15 protein-coding genes and 1 pseudogene are annotated in these 16,531 nt (G+C 40.3%); 6 read left to right on the top strand and 10 right to left on the bottom strand.

The features are described 5' to 3' along the window. Positions 1-26 precede the first annotated feature (26 nt). Both istB and PSU78_RS03360 read left to right on the top strand, forming a co-directional pair. On the top strand, positions 27-755 hold the full coding sequence (gene istB / locus PSU78_RS03355; protein ID WP_300384324.1) for an IS21-like element helper ATPase IstB: 729 nt from the start codon (positions 27-29) through the stop codon (positions 753-755). Positions 756-822: 67 nt separating this feature from the next. Beyond that, positions 823-1,047, top strand: a pseudogene (locus PSU78_RS03360) (integrase core domain-containing protein); the annotation flags it as partial. A gap of 44 nt (positions 1,048-1,091) precedes the next feature. On the opposite strand, the gene fabI reads toward PSU78_RS03360, so the two are convergent. From fabI to gloB, 6 genes are all read right to left on the bottom strand, one after another. After that, positions 1,092-1,877, bottom strand: coding sequence for an enoyl-ACP reductase FabI (gene fabI / locus PSU78_RS03365; RefSeq protein WP_300384248.1), 786 nt, complete (start codon positions 1,875-1,877; stop codon positions 1,092-1,094). A gap of 39 nt (positions 1,878-1,916) precedes the next feature. Then, entirely contained in the window at positions 1,917-2,738 is an 822-nt protein-coding gene (locus tag PSU78_RS03370) for an ABC transporter permease (protein WP_300384250.1), read from the bottom strand. Further along, positions 2,735-3,754 carry an ABC transporter permease gene (locus tag PSU78_RS03375; RefSeq protein ID WP_300384252.1) on the bottom strand — a complete coding sequence of 340 codons (1,020 nt, stop codon included), beginning with the start codon at positions 3,752-3,754 and terminating at the stop codon, positions 2,735-2,737. The genes PSU78_RS03370 and PSU78_RS03375 overlap by 4 nt, the downstream gene beginning before the upstream one ends. A gap of 19 nt (positions 3,755-3,773) precedes the next feature. Further along, a complete protein-coding gene (locus PSU78_RS03380) occupies positions 3,774-5,486 on the bottom strand; it encodes a peptide-binding protein (RefSeq protein ID WP_300384254.1) in 1,713 nt (570 codons plus the stop codon). Between the two features lie 55 nt (positions 5,487-5,541). Next, on the bottom strand, positions 5,542-7,290 hold the full coding sequence (locus PSU78_RS03385) for a transglycosylase SLT domain-containing protein (RefSeq protein WP_300384257.1): 1,749 nt from the start codon (positions 7,288-7,290) through the stop codon (positions 5,542-5,544). A gap of 212 nt (positions 7,291-7,502) precedes the next feature. Further along, on the bottom strand, positions 7,503-8,285 hold the full coding sequence (gloB, locus tag PSU78_RS03390) for a hydroxyacylglutathione hydrolase (protein ID WP_300384327.1): 783 nt from the start codon (positions 8,283-8,285) through the stop codon (positions 7,503-7,505). Between the two features lie 17 nt (positions 8,286-8,302). Between gloB and PSU78_RS03395 the strand changes: the two genes are divergently transcribed. The 4 genes from PSU78_RS03395 to rfbB are packed head-to-tail and all read left to right on the top strand — an operon-like array spanning position 8,303 to position 11,396. Continuing rightward, the gene (locus tag PSU78_RS03395) at positions 8,303-9,091 is read left to right on the top strand and encodes a methyltransferase domain-containing protein (RefSeq protein ID WP_300384260.1); all 789 of its coding nucleotides are present in this window, start codon (positions 8,303-8,305) and stop codon (positions 9,089-9,091) included. 6 nt (positions 9,092-9,097) lie between these two features. After that, entirely contained in the window at positions 9,098-9,556 is a 459-nt protein-coding gene (gene rnhA, locus PSU78_RS03400; RefSeq protein ID WP_300384263.1) for a ribonuclease HI, read from the top strand. Continuing rightward, positions 9,556-10,263 (top strand): DNA polymerase III subunit epsilon, encoded by a 708-nt coding sequence (gene dnaQ / locus PSU78_RS03405; protein ID WP_300384266.1) that lies wholly within the window; start codon positions 9,556-9,558, stop codon positions 10,261-10,263. Before rnhA ends, dnaQ begins: the two co-directional genes overlap by 1 nt. Positions 10,264-10,310: 47 nt before the next feature. Then, positions 10,311-11,396, top strand: coding sequence for a dTDP-glucose 4,6-dehydratase (rfbB, locus tag PSU78_RS03410; protein WP_300384269.1), 1,086 nt, complete (start codon positions 10,311-10,313; stop codon positions 11,394-11,396). A 78-nt stretch (positions 11,397-11,474) separates the two neighbouring features. On the opposite strand, the gene queD is transcribed toward rfbB, so the two are convergent. From queD to rsgA, 4 genes are all read right to left on the bottom strand, one after another. After that, complete coding sequence (queD, locus tag PSU78_RS03415) at positions 11,475-11,915, bottom strand: 6-carboxytetrahydropterin synthase QueD (RefSeq protein WP_300384272.1); 441 nt, start codon at positions 11,913-11,915, stop codon at positions 11,475-11,477. Positions 11,916-12,012: 97 nt separating this feature from the next. Beyond that, the gene (locus PSU78_RS03420) at positions 12,013-13,854 is read right to left on the bottom strand and encodes an EAL domain-containing protein (RefSeq protein WP_300384275.1); all 1,842 of its coding nucleotides are present in this window, start codon (positions 13,852-13,854) and stop codon (positions 12,013-12,015) included. Continuing rightward, positions 13,847-15,463, bottom strand: coding sequence for an HD-GYP domain-containing protein (locus tag PSU78_RS03425; protein ID WP_300384278.1), 1,617 nt, complete (start codon positions 15,461-15,463; stop codon positions 13,847-13,849). Before PSU78_RS03425 ends, PSU78_RS03420 begins: the two co-directional genes overlap by 8 nt. A 184-nt stretch (positions 15,464-15,647) precedes the next feature. Beyond that, positions 15,648-16,502, bottom strand: coding sequence for a ribosome small subunit-dependent GTPase A (rsgA, locus tag PSU78_RS03430; RefSeq protein WP_300384330.1), 855 nt, complete (start codon positions 16,500-16,502; stop codon positions 15,648-15,650). Positions 16,503-16,531: the final 29 nt, after the last annotated feature.

Genomic DNA, 16,531 nt, shown 5'->3' on the forward strand with positions numbered 1-16,531 from the left:
GCAACTGGTCACGATAGTCCGTTTTGATCGGTCACGATAGCCGTAATACGCAACAGGCGGCAGATGAACTTCATCAACAAGGCGTGCCTAGTTACGAATCAGCGCAACTCATATTTGGCAGCCTGTTAAAAACTGAAATAGCAGAACGGGAGATACGTTCAATCAACTACCAAGTCAAGATTGCCAAGTTTCCGGTCTATCGCGATCTCACAGGCTTTGACTTTAGCCAGAGTTCGGCCAACGAACCTTTGATTAAGCAGTTACATCGATGTGCCTGTATTGAAGATGTACAGAATGTCGTACTGATTGGCGGACCTGGTACAGGTAAAACCCACTTAGCTACAGCCATTGGTGTTCAAGCGATTGAGCATCATCTAAAGCGTGTACGTTTTTTCTCTACGATTGAGTTGGTCAACACATTAGAGTTAGAGAAAGCGGCTGGCAAACAAGGGCAACTGGCGTTTAGGTTGATGTATGTAGATTTAGTGATTTTAGATGAGCTGGGATATTTACCCTTCAGCCAAGCTGGAGGTGCTTTGTTGTTTCATCTACTGAGTAAGTTGTATGAACATACCAGCGTCATCATCACGACTAATTTAGGCTTTGCAGAATGGGGGAATGTCTTTGGAGATCAGAAGATGACGACAGCTTTATTAGACCGCTTAACGCATCGATGCAATATTATTGAAACAGGCAATGATAGTTTCCGTTATAAACACAGTACTGTAAACAACCAAAAGGAGAGAAAGAGCTAGATACCAACCCTATCAATTTGTGCTAAATTAACAACTAAGGGTGGGTCAATTATTAATGCAATTCAACACCGATGGGTATGATTGTTATCAAAACGCATTGGCTGAGCGTGTGAATGGCATCTTAAAGAACGAGTTTCTACTCAATAAACCGAAGGACTTGGCAGAAGCGAGAAAGATGGTCAAACAGTCCATCCATATTTACAATGGGCTTAGGCCACATCAAAGCCTAAAATACAAAACGCCCGATGCTGTGCATCAGGCGTTCTTTAATCAACCTAAAATAGGTGAATAACTGTCAACCTATTTTAGGACGGGACAAGTTAAAGTTTTACCCTATTAATCAATCACGCCCGCAGCCGTAATATTCATACCGCCATCTACATAAGTAATTTCGCCTGTAACACCTGAAGCTAAATCACTGCACAGGAACGCAGACACGTTACCGACTTCTTCAATTGTTACATTGCGGCGCAAGGCTGCATGTTTTTCATTGTAGCTGATCATTTTATCAAAATCACCAATACCAGAAGCTGCCAGTGTTTTGATTGGTCCAGCAGATACGGCGTTTACACGTATGCCTTTAGGACCTAAACTTTGCGCCATATAGCGCACATTGGCCTCAAGGCTGGCTTTCGCTAAGCCCATGACGTTGTAGTTAGGCATGGTACGTTCTGCACCCAAATAGCTCAGTGTTAACAGGCTACCATTTCTACCTAGCATCATTGGCAATGCTGCCTTAGCTAACGCAGCGAAACTGTATGAGCTGATGTCATGCGCGATGCGGAAGTTTTCACGTGTTACTTTTTCTAGGTAATCACCATCTAGAGCATCTTTTGGTACGAATGCAATTGAATGGACAATTGAATCTATACCATCCCAATGTTTAGCAATTTGAGGGAATAGCGCATCAATCAAGGTGTCTTCGGCAACGTCACAATGAAATACTAATGTAGAGTCAAAGTCTGCAGCTAATTTTGCTACACGCTCTTGGTGTTTTTCCATTTGGTAAGTGAAAGCTAGTTCTGCACCTTCACGTTTCATTGCTGCTGCAATACCGTAAGCAATTGAGCGGTTACTCAATAAACCAGTGATTAATACTTTTTTACCTGCTAAAAATCCCATGACATTGTTCCTATGTTTAACTCTTAAATATGTTGAATATTAATGTTGACTGCTTCTGGGGTTATACGCCTCGCGTAAACCATCTCCAAGCAGATTATACCCTAACACCGTAATCAATATTGCAAGGCCGGGGAAAAGTGAAAGCCACCAAGCAAACTGGATATACTCTTTGCCATCCGTTAAGATGTTACCCCATGACGCTTGCGGGGCTTGTACGCCTAAGCCGAGAAAACTTAAGCCAGATTCTATAAGTACCGCGCTTGCGATGCCCAGAATTGAGCTGACAATAATAGGGGTTAAACTGTTTGGTAGTAAATGAGTGAAAATTAGCCGACCATCTTTGGCGCCTAGCGCTTGAGCCGCTAATACAAACTCTCGATTTCGTAAGCTTAAAAATTCAGCACGAACTAGGCGAGTGACTCCCATCCATGACGTTAAGCCGATGACGATCATAATGTTCCAAATCGATGGTGTTAAAAATGCAATCACCGCTAAAATCAAAAAGAAAGTGGGGATTGACAACATTACATCCACAATTCGCATAATCAGTGTGTCTACCCAGCCTCTATAGAAGCCTGCAATCGCGCCTAGGACGATGCCAATAGCTGTAGCAATGCCAACAGCTACAAAGCCGACCATTAGCGATATACGGGCGCCGTAAAGCATGCGTGAGAATACATCTCGGCCTAAACCGTCGGTGCCCATTAAATGTTGAGAGGTGGGGGAAAGCAATATCGCTTTTACATCAATCGCGTCGGGATCGGATGGCGCAATCAATGGGGCTATGATTGCAAGTAAGAGAATACTGGCAATAATAATAAAGCCGATTAGAACTAGCGGATTAGAAAAAAGCTTTCTCATTGAACTACTCCACGTCTAACGCGGGGATCTGCCCATGCGTAAGCTACATCTGCTAGCAGATTACCTATTAAGGTTAGCACTGCACCTATAGTTAGAATGCCCATAATCACTGGAAAGTCGCGCATTAATACTGCGTCATAAAACAGTTTGCCCATACCTGGAATCGCAAAAATACTTTCAGCAATGACTGAGCCGCCAATTAAGCCAGGAATACTTAAACCGAAAATGGTAATGAGGGGCAATAGCGCATTGCGCAAAGCGTGACCATAAATCACACGTTTTTCACTTAAGCCTTTTGAACGTGCAGTAGTAATGTAGTCTTGATGCAGTACTTCAAGCATACCGTTTCTAACAAATAGCGAGATGCCAGCCAAGCCGGTAATGCCAGAAATAAATACTGGAAGAGCTAAGTGTTTTAGTGTGTCTGCGATTTGCGCGAGCCAATTCATGTTTTCATGCCCAATGCTCTGTAATCCTGAAATTGGAAGCCAATTATGTTGTACGCCAGTCCAATACATCAGCATTAAGGCAAGCCAAAAACCAGGTATAGCAAAGCCGATGAATACAAATAAGGTGATGCTACGATCTGTTAGCTGATTTTGGTTCAGTGCGGAAATAACGCCAAGCGGCAGGGCTACACTGATAATGAGTATTAAGCTGAGTACGTTGATTAGCAACGTAATGGGTAGAGCTTCTTGAATCATGCCTAATGTAACATTTCCATCTTTATCTTTTGTTTGCCAAAATACAGGGCGTTGATGTGATGCAAACGAGGTGCCAAAGTCTAATGTCACCATGCGTTTCATCCATAGACTATATTGCACAATCACGGGTTTATCTAGGCTATATAACTCACGTAATTTTTGTCGTGACTCTTCGCTTGCTTTTGGGTTGAAACTGGCTTCACTGGTGGTAATATCACCAGGCGCTAAGTGCATGATAAAGAACGAAATTAAGCTAATTCCAATCAGTAGTGGAACCATCCAAACAATACGTTTTACTAAGTATTTAAGCATATAGGTTTATTTTTATCATTTAATGCTCACTCATTTCATTGCGGGCGTAGGCACTAGGAATATACCATTCATAGGTATTGTGACCAATACCAGCGGGTGGAGCAGGGTTGCTAATACCTCTGACGCGTTTATGAATAGCCGTTAGACCGTAGCCTGCTGATAAAAATACGATAGGGCTGTCTTCTAGCAGGATTTTTGAAAACTCGTGATAGATTTTCATGCGTTTATCTGGATTGAGCTCTAGCCTGCCAGCTTCAAGTAGTTTATCTACGCGCTGATTACTATAGCTAATAAAATTGAACTGTCCGGGTGCTTGCTGGCTTGAGTGCCAAATGCTGTATTGATCAGGGTCTAATGACAAACTCCAGCCTAGTAAGACTACATCAAATTCTTTAGGTTTAATAAAACGTCCTAGAAAGCTCGCCCATTCTAATACACGAATGTTAGCTTTAATACCAATCTCATTGAGGCGGCGCTGTATTAACACACCAGTCATTTCACGTTCTTTGTTTTGATTAGTTAGAATTTCAAAGGTAAAAGGTTTGCCATCTTTATCTAAAATGCCATCACCATCGTGGTCTTCATAACCAGCTGCTTTTAGTAAAGCTTTTGCTTTATTCGGGTCATACGGGTAGGGTTTAAGCTCAGGATTGCTCCATCTGGTGCCTGGTTTGTAAGGTGAAGCTACAGGTTCCCCTAGGCCTAAAAGTACACCGTCTATGATTTCTTGCTTATTAATGGCGTAATTAATCGCTTGGCGCACACGAATGTCATCAAATGGCTTACGTTTAAGGTTAAAGCCTAAATAGGTATAGCTGTTACCTAGCTCTTTGTAGAGTGCTATGTTTTTGTTGAGGTCAGGTCTAGCTGGAAAGATTCTGGCATATTGAATGGGGTTTAATCCCATAGAGTCTATATTGTCCGCACTTAACTCTAAGAATTGTGCGGCTTTGTCTGGAATGATGCGAGACAGTAAATTGCCTATTTTCGCTTGGCCTTGAGTGGCATTTTCGTTACGCGTCAATTTTAAGAATTGGCCGTTCTTCCATTTTTCTAATTTGTAGTAATGGCTGCCAACGGGATTGCGCGCAAATGCAGTCGTGTTGATGTCTTGGTCTTTTAATAAGTGCTTGGGTAAAATGTGTAAGCCAGCCCATGTATCAAGCGCTGGGGCATAAGGTGCAGCATAGGTTACTCTGAATGTGTTGGCATCAGGAGTTTCAGCCTTGGTCACTAATTTGAAGTCTGAACCATAAGGCGTGCGGGTTTTTTCATCAGTGACTTTTTGCCAAGTGAATAGCACGTCGTCACTCGTTAATGGTTGATCATCTGCCCATTTAAGATTTGGTTTTAGATGGAAAGTGATGGTTTTTTGGTCGTTTGATACATCCCAAGACTCTACTAACTCACCTGTTAACTCTAGGTTTTTATCGTATCTTAGTAGGCTGTTGAAAATATTACCTGCAATTGCCGACGCTGCAGACTCACCTGCAATCATGGCAATTAAGCCACTAGGTTCGCCAGTCATAGCATCTATAAGCGTGCCACCATTGTTAGGAGGGTAGTTCTTTGTGTAATCAATCTTATTGTGTATTTGATTGCTTGACGATGAGTCTCCGCATGCTGAGATCATTAAAGGCGTGAAAAAGGCAATAAGAGCTAGTTTCATGAATGCTGGTTTTATAAACTGTAGCTTTACCAACTGATCTTGATCATGTTTGATTTCCATCATTCCAAATATTGCCTTTTATCAACATTGCTCAAATAGAGTCATTTTATGCGAATACTTATTTATGTGGCTTTATTTTTTTAGTGCTTGCTTTACTCTTACTCTTAGATTTACTTTTGCTGCTAGCTTCAGGTTTCTTAACAGATTTAGATTTGGCACTCGATTTTTTACTAATATCTTTTTTAGCATTTCTATTATTTGCCTTGCGATTTGATGTTTTCTTTGTAGAGGCTGCACTTACAGCATCAGAACCTATTTTTATTGTTTGCCCGACTTTTAATTTGTAATTTTTTAGTGAGTTTGCAGCCATAATTTGCTTTACGCTAACGCCATAGCGCTTAGCTATAGTTTGCATATTCTCACCTTTTTTAACATTATGTGTGACGCTGACTTGTTTAACTGGTTCAATTTTATCAACATTGTTTTCTACAGGTGTTTCAGTGTTGTTAATATCAATATTCGCTGAGCCTTGTTTGGCGTTAATTTCATCATTATTCTCAACAGGCGGAGCTACTTCAATATCATTGGATTTAGTGATAGATTTTGCAGCGTTGAAATCAGTTTTATTACCATTCGGAACTAAGATTGTGGCTGAATTTTTAATTTTATTTTGGCTTGGTAGATTATTCACAATCCGAAGTTGAGAGAGTTGCATGCCAAATTTAGAGGCAATACTTTCCATGCGCTCACCACGTTTAGCTAGGTAGGTGCGCCAGCTAACAAGCGGCTTGTCATAGCCAGCAAGGTTGTTTCTAAACGTTTGTGCAGACAATATAGGTAATAGCAGCTCGTGCTTTTCACCGTTGCTTGTAATAACCGGTCGCTTATTACTTGGGTTAAGTGCTAAAAATTCATCATCACTAATTTCGGCAAGCTTTGCCGCTAAATGCGCATCAATCTGCGCGGGAGCAGAAACTTTAGCAAAGTATGGCGTGTTAGCAATGGTTTGAATTTTAAGCCCGTAATTTTCAGGGTTGGTCATTAAATTCTTAATGGCCTGTAGTTTGGGTACATAATTCTTTGTTTCTGCAGGTAAGTCTAAGCTTTCATAATCTGTGGGTAACCCTAACTTGCGGTTACGCTCTATGGCTCGTCCAACCGTGCCTTCGCCTGCATTGTATGCAGCTAGTGCCAAATCCCATGCGCCAAACATGTTATATAATTTTTGCAAATAAGTCAGCGCTGCATCAGTAGCAAATGTTACGTTGCGTCTATTGTCTACCCACCAGTTTTGTTTAAGCCCGAAGTGTTTGCCTGTGGCGGGTACAAATTGCCAAATGCCTGAAGCGCTGCTTGTTGAGTTGGCTTGCGGGTTATAGGCGCTTTCTATCATTGGCAATAAGGCGATTTCAGTCGGCATGCCGCGTTTCTCGACTTCTTCAACGATATGGAATAAGTACTTTTGGCTACGCTCAACCATACGTTTTATGTAGTCAGGGCGGCTGCTATACCATTCTTCATGTCTCGCAACTAGGCTGGAAGTACTGTCAGGTATAGCATAGCCATTTCGTATACGTTGCCATAGGTCATCATTATTAACTGCTATCGGTTCTTGTGTATCTGTATTGTCGTTATGGAGTTCTGTATCAAACGAGTCGCCTAAACGATTTCCGCCCAATTTTTTAATAACGGGTTTATCACTTGCAGACTTGTCGCTAGTAGCTTTGTCGTTGGTCGACTTGTCAGCTGGACCGAGGTCTCTGGGCGCTGGTTTGTAGCCATCATCTGAGTAGATGATGATTTCCTCACCCATGACATTGGTATCCGCATATGCTGATAAGCTAGGCATAGTGGTTGAAATTGTCATTAATACTGACCAGATTAGCTTGCTTGAAAGTTTGATAAGATTTCTCGAGGTATTGCGGTGCAGGTTGTTGAAATGACGTTTGAGCAAAAAATTTAGGTGAAGCATGAAAACGCTCAAAGTCAAAAAGTTGCGAAATGTTAACAAAATATGACGTTTAAAGTCAAGTTAATTATTATTAAAATTAACTTTAACAATACATTGTATCTATATGATTAATAATGATTTCTAAGTTCTCTTAATTTGCTAAATATTTCAATTTCACTACCATTTGTCAATTGAGCAGCCAATTGAATTTCCTGAGAATTACAACGCAAATAGGGATTGGTTGCCAGCTCTAACTCAATGGTTGATGGCAAACTTGGGATGTTCGATTCACGTAATTCTTGTGTATTTTTTTGTCGATCAATTAACCTTTGATTGCTGGGCTCAAACATTAAAGCAAAGCTAATGTTGTGCATTGTGTATTCGTGAGTACAGTAAACGTTGGTGGCAATTGGCAATGCTGCAAGTTTTTGTAGTGAATGATACATTTGTGTTGGAGTACCTTCAAACAATCGTCCGCAACCCGCGCCAAATAAGGTGTCACCACAAAATAGAATTTCATGTTGGGCGGAATGATAAGCAATATGACCTAAAGTGTGGCCTGGCAAATCTAAAATAGAAAATGTGATATTTAAGTCGCTTAAATGAACGATGTTCTGCTCTGTAATGGCTATGTGCTCAAAAGCAAAGTGCTCGAGTGCTGGAGCATAAACAATCGCCTGCGGAAAAGCTTCAAGTAAATCTGCCACACCGCCAATATGATCATGATGATGGTGAGTGATTAGAATATTCGTCAGTGTAAGGTTTAAATGTTTTAAGCTTGCGATCACAGGCGCTGCATCTCCTGGATCTATTACCGTAGCTTGAGTAACATTATGTAGCAGCCAGATATAGTTATCCTTAAATGCTGGAATTGGTATAATTTGCAGATTATGATTCATACTTTCTATCATTTGGCCTGCGTACTCAAATGTCAATAGCGCATTGCTCAAATCAGCAACAACTACAAGCATGGCTTGCCTCCACTGCGGGGCAATATTTACAAGCTAAAGAACAGGTTTTGTACGACAAGGCTGTGGTGGATTTGTTTGGATTTAACGCCTTGCAAATGGGCTGTGCGCAAATGGAGTTGTTGCAGAACTCTCGTATTCCTAATCGATTTGTGGCTTCTGAATTTGCTTCGACTACTACAAAAAATCAGCTCAGTTGTAGCGATGATTTTTTACCTTTTGCAGACATGAGCATCGATTTATTATTGTTGCCACATCGGCTAGAATTCAGCGAGCGTCCACATCAAACCTTGCGTGAAGCGGCGAGGGTGATGATGCCAGAGGGTCATCTGGTGATCTCTGGGTTTAACCAATTAAGTTTATGGGGGGCAACGGCTGGTTTTAAAAAAGCTATTTCAAACCATCTATCTTATCCTTGGAATGGTAAGTTTATAGGCTTAGCGCGTTTAAAAGATTGGTTGGCCTTGCTCGGTTTTGAGGTGGTTTCGGTAGAAATGTGCTGTCATATTCCACCTTTCGAGCAGCCGTCTTGGCACAAACGCTTTTCTTTTTTTGATAAGGTTAGCAGTAGGCGCTGTGCTATGCTGGGTGGTGTGTATTTCATTGTGGCTAAAAAGCGCGTAGTGGGAATGACGCCTATTAAACCAAACTGGAAGCTTTCACCTTTGAAGTCGCCATTGATTCCGAGCCCAACACAGTCAAAACCCACACAGAAAAATTTATTAAAACAACGTGGTAGAAAAAATTAAAGAGATATGAACAATAATAAAGAAGTTGAAATTTATGCGGATGGCGCCTGTAAGGGCAATCCTGGTCCAGGGGGATGGGGAGCATGGATAAGCTACGCAGGGCGTGAAAAAGAGTTGTTTGGTGGCGAGTTGTTGACGACTAATAATCGTATGGAGTTAACGGCAGTTATTCGAGCGTTAGAGGCACTAAATCAATCATGCCATGCCAAAGTATTTACTGATTCGGTCTATGTACAAAAAGGGATGACGGAGTGGATAGTCGGTTGGAAAGCGCGTAATTGGCGTACAGCAGATAAAAAACCTGTTAAAAATGACGATCTATGGCGTGCTTTGGATGTATTGGCGCAGCAGCATACAGTGCAATGGATTTGGGTAAAAGGCCATGCTGGTAATGTAGGAAATGAGCGGGCAGATATGCTGGCGAATAAAGGTGTAGAGCAGATTTTACAAGGAGTTGTAGCATAATGCGTCAAATCTTTTTAGATACAGAAACCACTGGTTTGTATCACGCACAAGGACACCGTGTCATTGAGGTGGCTGCGGTTGAGGTGGTTAATCGTCGATTAACCAAGCAGCATTTTCACTACTATTTGAATCCAGACCGTGAAATTGATCAAGGTGCACAAGAAGTGCACGGGATCTCACTGGAATTCTTACAAGACAAGCCACGTTTTGCTGATATTGCGAATGAGTTAATTGCCTTTATCGCAGACTCTGAGTTAATCATGCACAACGCGCCGTTTGATGTCGGCTTTCTAAATAGAGAGTTCGGATTAATCGAGCAAAAACCAGTTGAGTCGATTGCTGCAAAAATTACTGATACGCTCAAAATTGCTAAAGAAATGCGCCCTGGACAGCGTAATAGTTTAGATGCACTGTGTAAACATTATGGCATTGATAACTCTAGGCGCACGTTGCATGGCGCGTTGCTAGATGCTGAGTTACTCGCTGATGTTTATATGGCAATGACGCGCGGTCAAGATAGTTTGATGATGGAACTGGATAAACCCCAACAAAAGAATAGTGACGCTATGCAGCAGATTAAGCAACCCGTGTTAGTTAAGTTAGCCAACCAAGCAGAGATTTCTGCACATGATGAATATATCGCTTCATTAGCAAAATCTAGCGATTGCTTATGGACTAAATTAGAAGCAAATACTACAGAATCATAAATAGAAAAATATCAATAAAATATATCAAAGTATAGAAGGCTAATTGTATGAATAAAACGATTATTGTGACTGGTGGCGCTGGTTTTATTGGCGCTAATTTTGTATTAGCTTGGATCAAGCAGGGGCTAGGCCCAATAGTCAATCTTGATAAGCTGACTTATGCAGGCAACTTAGAAAACCTAGTGGAAATTCAGCATAATCCAGAGCATATTTTTGTTCATGGAGATATTGGTGACCAGTCACTGGTCGCTGAGTTATTAGCTAAACATAAGCCTTGTGCGGTCGTAAATTTTGCTGCAGAAAGCCATGTAGATCGCTCTATTCACGGCCCTGAAGACTTCATTCAAACCAACGTGGTCGGCACGTTCCACTTGTTAGAAGCTGTGCGTACCTATTGGGGTGGCTTAAGTGTTGAGAATCGTAACGACTTTAGATTTTTACATGTTTCAACTGATGAGGTGTACGGCTCTCTGAGTAAATCCGATGCTGCATTCACTGAAACCCATCCATATGCGCCAAATAGCCCATATTCAGCCTCTAAGGCCGCTTCAGATCATTTGGTGCGAGCATATCACCATACTTATGGTATGCCGACATTAACCACAAATTGCTCTAATAATTATGGTCCACATCATTTTCCAGAAAAATTAATCCCTTTAGTGATTCATAATGCGCTCGCAGGCAAACCATTGCCAATTTACGGTACTGGTCAGCAGATTCGAGATTGGCTGTATGTTGAGGACCATTGTGCTGCAATTAGACGTGTTTTAGAGGCAGGGCAGGTTGGGGAGGTATATAACATAGGCGGTTGGAATGAAAAACCTAATATAGAAGTGGTGAAAATACTTTGCAGAATGTTAGATGTAAAGAAACCACGCGAAGATGGTCAGTCTTATGTAGATCAAATCACTTATGTTGAGGATCGTTTAGGTCACGACCAACGTTATGCGATTGACGCTACAAAAATAGCAACACAGTTAGGCTGGAAGCCAAAAGAAACCTTTGAAACAGGTATTGAGAAAACTGTGAATTGGTATCTTGAACATCAAGAGTGGGTAGCTAATGTAACGAGTGGTGATTATCGTCACTGGGTAGCGAAGCATTATGAGGAACGTGGCGAAGAGATGGCTTAATGTTAAATTTCTGGAAGCTATATCAATGCAAGCTTCCATAGCGACTAAAATAGTCAGGATTTAAGTTAAGCTAATAACTTAACCTAGTGCATCAGCCCAATTATTGGGAGTTTCATATAAACGTACTTTTTCTAATTTTAAATGGTTGCCATAAGTATCTTGATACTGGCTTTTAAGTATTTTAAATGCTTCAGCAGCCATGTTCTCTGCGGTGGGTACGGTGGGAAATACCACCGTTTTGTGGTTAGGCAGAGAGTTCAAGAAATTCAATATTTCTATATCGTGTTGATATACCAAAAATGCATGGTCCCATACATTAACAACGGCACTTTTTGCTATCGCTTTTACGTCAGAAAAATCCATCACCATGCCATTTTCAGAGGCATTTTCAAGCGTAATGATGTCGCCAGAGAGGGTGATTTCAATGGCATAGCGATGCCCATGCAAGTTTTTACATTGGCTTTTATGGCTTGGAATACGATGCCCAGCGTCAAATTCTAGGCGGGTGGTGATTTGCATGGCGGTGACTTAATTGAGAAATTATGACAATTATACGCTGACTGTTCATTATTTTAAGCTAAGCGTAATTCAAAAATCTTAAGCTCTGTATTTGAACTTAAGTGAGTTGTTGCGTTTTAAATGCGTCTAACCAAATGACAAACACTTCAAAAGACATGGGTTTCCCATAGTAATAACCTTGAATCTTTTCACAATTCATTTCTTTTAATATGTTGAGGCATGCTAAATCCTCAACACCCTCAGCAATCACCTCTTTACCTAAGCTATGGGCTAACTTAATGATGGATTTAACAATGGCTTTATCTTGAGTTGAGTTAGAGATGTTACGTACAAAACTTTGATCAATTTTGACGATGTCGATTGGCATATTGCGCAGGCGTGCCATGGATGAGTAGCCTGTGCCGAAATCATCTAGGGCGATTTTGCAGCCCAATTGTACAATTTGATCTAGTACCTGCAACACTTTTACTTCGTCAACTAGAATGTCATTCTCAGTGATTTCTATAGTTAGACCGCTAGCGGAGATATTCCATAGGCTAATAGATTGTGAGAGTAGTTCAGGTAAGTCCGAATCTAATAAATCACTACTACTTAAGTTGATTGTCAGCGAAACATTATGTTGGTGGATAGCCGCTAACTCAGCACAATGCTGACATGCATTATTGATCAACCAGCGTATGAATACTTTACCAAAACCTTTTTTATAAATAACATCAAGCAACCTTGCAGGTGAAATAGACTGCCACTCTTGATTTGGCCAGCGCAATAATACTTCTGCACTTGTGCACTGTTCAGTGATACTAACTTTATCTGATATAGATTTATCGTTAATAGTGACTATTGGCTGCAAGAAAAGTGATAGTTCATTTTGCTGTAATGCCTCAATAATAGCCTCATCAAGAAGTTGCGAACTCATGAATGATGAGGAGATATTCTGGTCGTATATTTTAATTTTCTCATTTTTAACGATGGCTTGATTTAAAGCTAATTTAGCGTACTCATATAGAAAAATGGCGTTTGTTTGTATGTTGAAAGTGCTTATAGCACCAAAGTGAGGGTTTAGTATTAAAGTGATTTTTTCCAGTGGGAGTGAGGTTTCAAAAGCGTGCAGGAGTTTTGTAGCGATTAGGTTTAATTGAGTTGGCGACTTTAAGGGGTTAATTAAAACGGCTAAATCAATAGCACCTACATGAAATAAGGTTGCATCATCATTTAAGTGTTGTTGTATGGTGTGTATGACCGCCAGCATCAAGTTAGATGAAGCAGAGTTTAGTTGGGATGCCTCTCCATGATTGATGTTGAGGTTTATTAATATCAAACCTAAGTGTACTGACTCAGGAAGATGTGCAGACTTTGACAAATCGTTTTGCTGGTTGTTATTTAAACTCTGGTTGTTGCTCAAACTTAGGTTAAGTAAGCTAAGTAACAAATGTTGATTTGGAAGGCCCGTCTCTAAATCAAAGTTCTGTACATAACTGAATTTATATTGTTCAAGCTGGTTTGTTACACGTGCTATAAGGTGATTGAGTAAACTTTGAAATTGCACATTTTTGCTAGATTTTAATTCTAAACAACGCGTTAGCAAAAAGGCGGCATCTAAATTTGCACCTAATTTGTAATCGTTAAGCCAAGCAAGTAGAAAGTTGTTTATTCGTTGGTTCAGCTGGGACCAACTTAACTTTTGTGGCCAACTGCTAATTGCAAGTGTTGTGTTTTTTAATACACTATTTCCAGCGTTATACGGTTCAGTTTTTACAAACTGCTCATACACTAGGGAATTGAAAACATAGTCACCCGTAACGTCAGAGGCTTTTATATTATAACTAGTCATCAGTTGTAGCAGTAAGTTTGAGTCTAATTGGATTTCAAAGTCTTGGTATAACGTTGTGCTGTTGGATTGATGTGCTAGTTGTAATGTAATGTCGGTAAGATTAGGCATAGTAATTGTTAGCACTTAAGCCATAACTGTCAGGCGGCAATCCTCTCACAATTTTATAAGGTTCGCCTGAAGCTGTCAGAGGTGAATTGATTAAATTTATAATCGCTGGATATTCATTTCTAGTTTTGTCTGGGTTGAGCAATATCATGATTCTAGGTAGCAAGCGCCTTACACTATTTTGTTGAATTACAACGCCAACCTCACCAGAATTGAGTTCTACAAGTGAACTCACTGGATACATGCCTAAAAATTGTACTAGTTGGTCAATCAATACACCGTTAAACTTAAAGCCACGCAGAGAGTGAATTTCCTCTAAAGCAATTTGGTTATACACGCCTTTTGCGTAGACCTTATTAGTTGTTAGTGCACAATAGGTATCAACTAGGCCAGCCATTTGACCCGTCAAACTTATTTGGTTGCCTGATAATTTATATGGATAACCGCTACCGTCTATGCGCTCATGGTGTTGTGAAACCGTTAAAATAACTGTGCTGGAAATATTTTCTGTAGCTTCTAATAAGGCAAGTGCATGCTCGACATGCTTTTTTAGAATTTCAAATTCATCATGCGTAATTTTGTCTAATTTATGTAATAAATCCGTAGGTATTTTTGCTTTGCCTATATCTTGTAGTAAACCAGCCAAGCCCAAATCTTTTACTTGTTTTTTAGGGAGAGACATGAAATTTGCCAATGCCATGAGCGTAATTGAAACGCTCATGGCATGGTTGTATGAATAATCATCGGTCTGCTTCAACTTAGCCAGCCATAACAGTGCATCAGGATTGCGCTCAATGCTTTCTACCATACCATCTAAAGCTTCATGTATTTTAGTTAAATCAATTTCATGATCAAGCGCTAGCGCCTCAAACATCTCTTTTGTCGCGAGTTGTGATTTCTCATAAATAGGGTAAATAGCCGCTATTTCATCTTCAACGGGTGGAGCTTCATCAAAAATAGTAATTTTGTCACCATCGTGACGATCTTCACTTTTTGCTAGATTAGTTTTTAAAGTATTTTTATCAATATTAGATTTGAGCTTTTTCTGTTTGCCACCCCAGCTAGTTAGTCCGGAAATAAAATTAGAAAAATCAGTTTTAATCTGTGTGGCTAGCGTTGTATTGTCAGCACTTTTATCAGCACTAATCTCAACGACTTTATTGTCAGTAATATACTGTACTTTAAATACGGCATCAGAGTTGGTGGATTTTGTTTCACCAGATAGAGCAGCTTGATTCCCTGAGTGTATTTCTTTCAGAATATCAACAAATGAGAACTTAACATTTGGTGTGCCAAGTTTCGTAGTTTTATTGATAGCGTTGCTAGTTTGTTTGCCAGTATAAGCGTCTAACGTTACTCGATTAATGGTGCCATCTCGTTTAATGGCTACTTGCTCTTTGGGGGCCGCTCTAAAGTGAAGGCCAACAGACACGGTGCGGTCTACATAGACAAATTCGCACAAAGATGCAATCGTGGTAATTTGCTCATCATCTTCAATAAGCAGACCTTCAAGCATAAAAGGCGTACCCAACCACGGTCTGTCAAGCTCACATACAAACATCCCAATATCTAAAAGGGATGCTAGAGTTTTTTCGCGGCGAATGTCTGTCATTAAGTTACGCTTTTTAGTTTTTCAGTTTAATGCTTGTGTCATAAATAATCTATTATATTGCAAGCTTTTATTTTTGTTGATATTTTTTACATTGGTTTACTTTTAACGCTACATTTTCTCAACGTGCTTTTAACTTTCTTTAGTGACTAAAGCTGATTTTTATATTGACGTAAGATGATCGTAACTAAATCTCTAAACGCAGCATTTTATAAATAGCGAGTCTTTCGGGTGTTATTTTGTGAGCTTCTACTGCAGATGTAATTGCACAGTCTGGTTCTTGTAAATGTTTACAGTTATTAAATCTACATTTACCTAGATATGGTCTGAACTCTATAAAGGCATGTTCAAGCTCATCTGTGCTGAGGTGATGTAAGCCAAACTCCTGCAAGCCTGGCGAGTCAATTAATTGGCTATGTTCATCAAGGTGATATAGATGCGCGGCTGTAGTGGTATGTTTTCCGCTATCTAAAACGTGGCTGACTTCGCGCGTGCGTACATCTTCATTAGGCAAAAGCGCATTAATGATGGTGGATTTCCCCATGCCCGACTGACCCACTAAAATACTTGCTTCATTCTGCAAGTAAGGTCTAAGTGTTGAAATATCTTCTTTAGCTGACAGCGAAAGCACTTGGTAGCCTAAATCCGTGTAGAGTTTTAGTTTTTGTTTGGCATCATCATTGTCAGCTAAGTCACACTTATTTAACACAATCAAAGCTTTGATATTAGCCGCTTCTGCGGCAATTAGGCAGCGATTGAGCAAAGCTTCGTAAAAACTAGGCTGTGTGGCAAGTACAATGATAATCTGCGTAACATTAGCCGCTAATATTTTACTTTTGAAGGCATTGCTACGATATAGCAAGGTTTTGCGTGGCAATGTTGATTCAACAACGCCTTCGTGTTTATCTGTAAGTTTTAGAGTGACAAGATCACCACAGGCTAAATCGGTTTTTTTGCCGCGTGTGACACAGCTAATGCGTTTTTTATCTGTCAGCTCAACTTGAAACCGTTTGCCATAAGCGGCGACAACGGTGCCTTTAATCGTGGAGTCATTTAGTTGTGAGGTTTGCT

The sequence above is a fragment of the Methylotenera sp. genome (genome assembly GCF_029945705.1).
In the GTDB taxonomy this organism is placed as follows: domain Bacteria; phylum Pseudomonadota; class Gammaproteobacteria; order Burkholderiales; family Methylophilaceae; genus Methylotenera.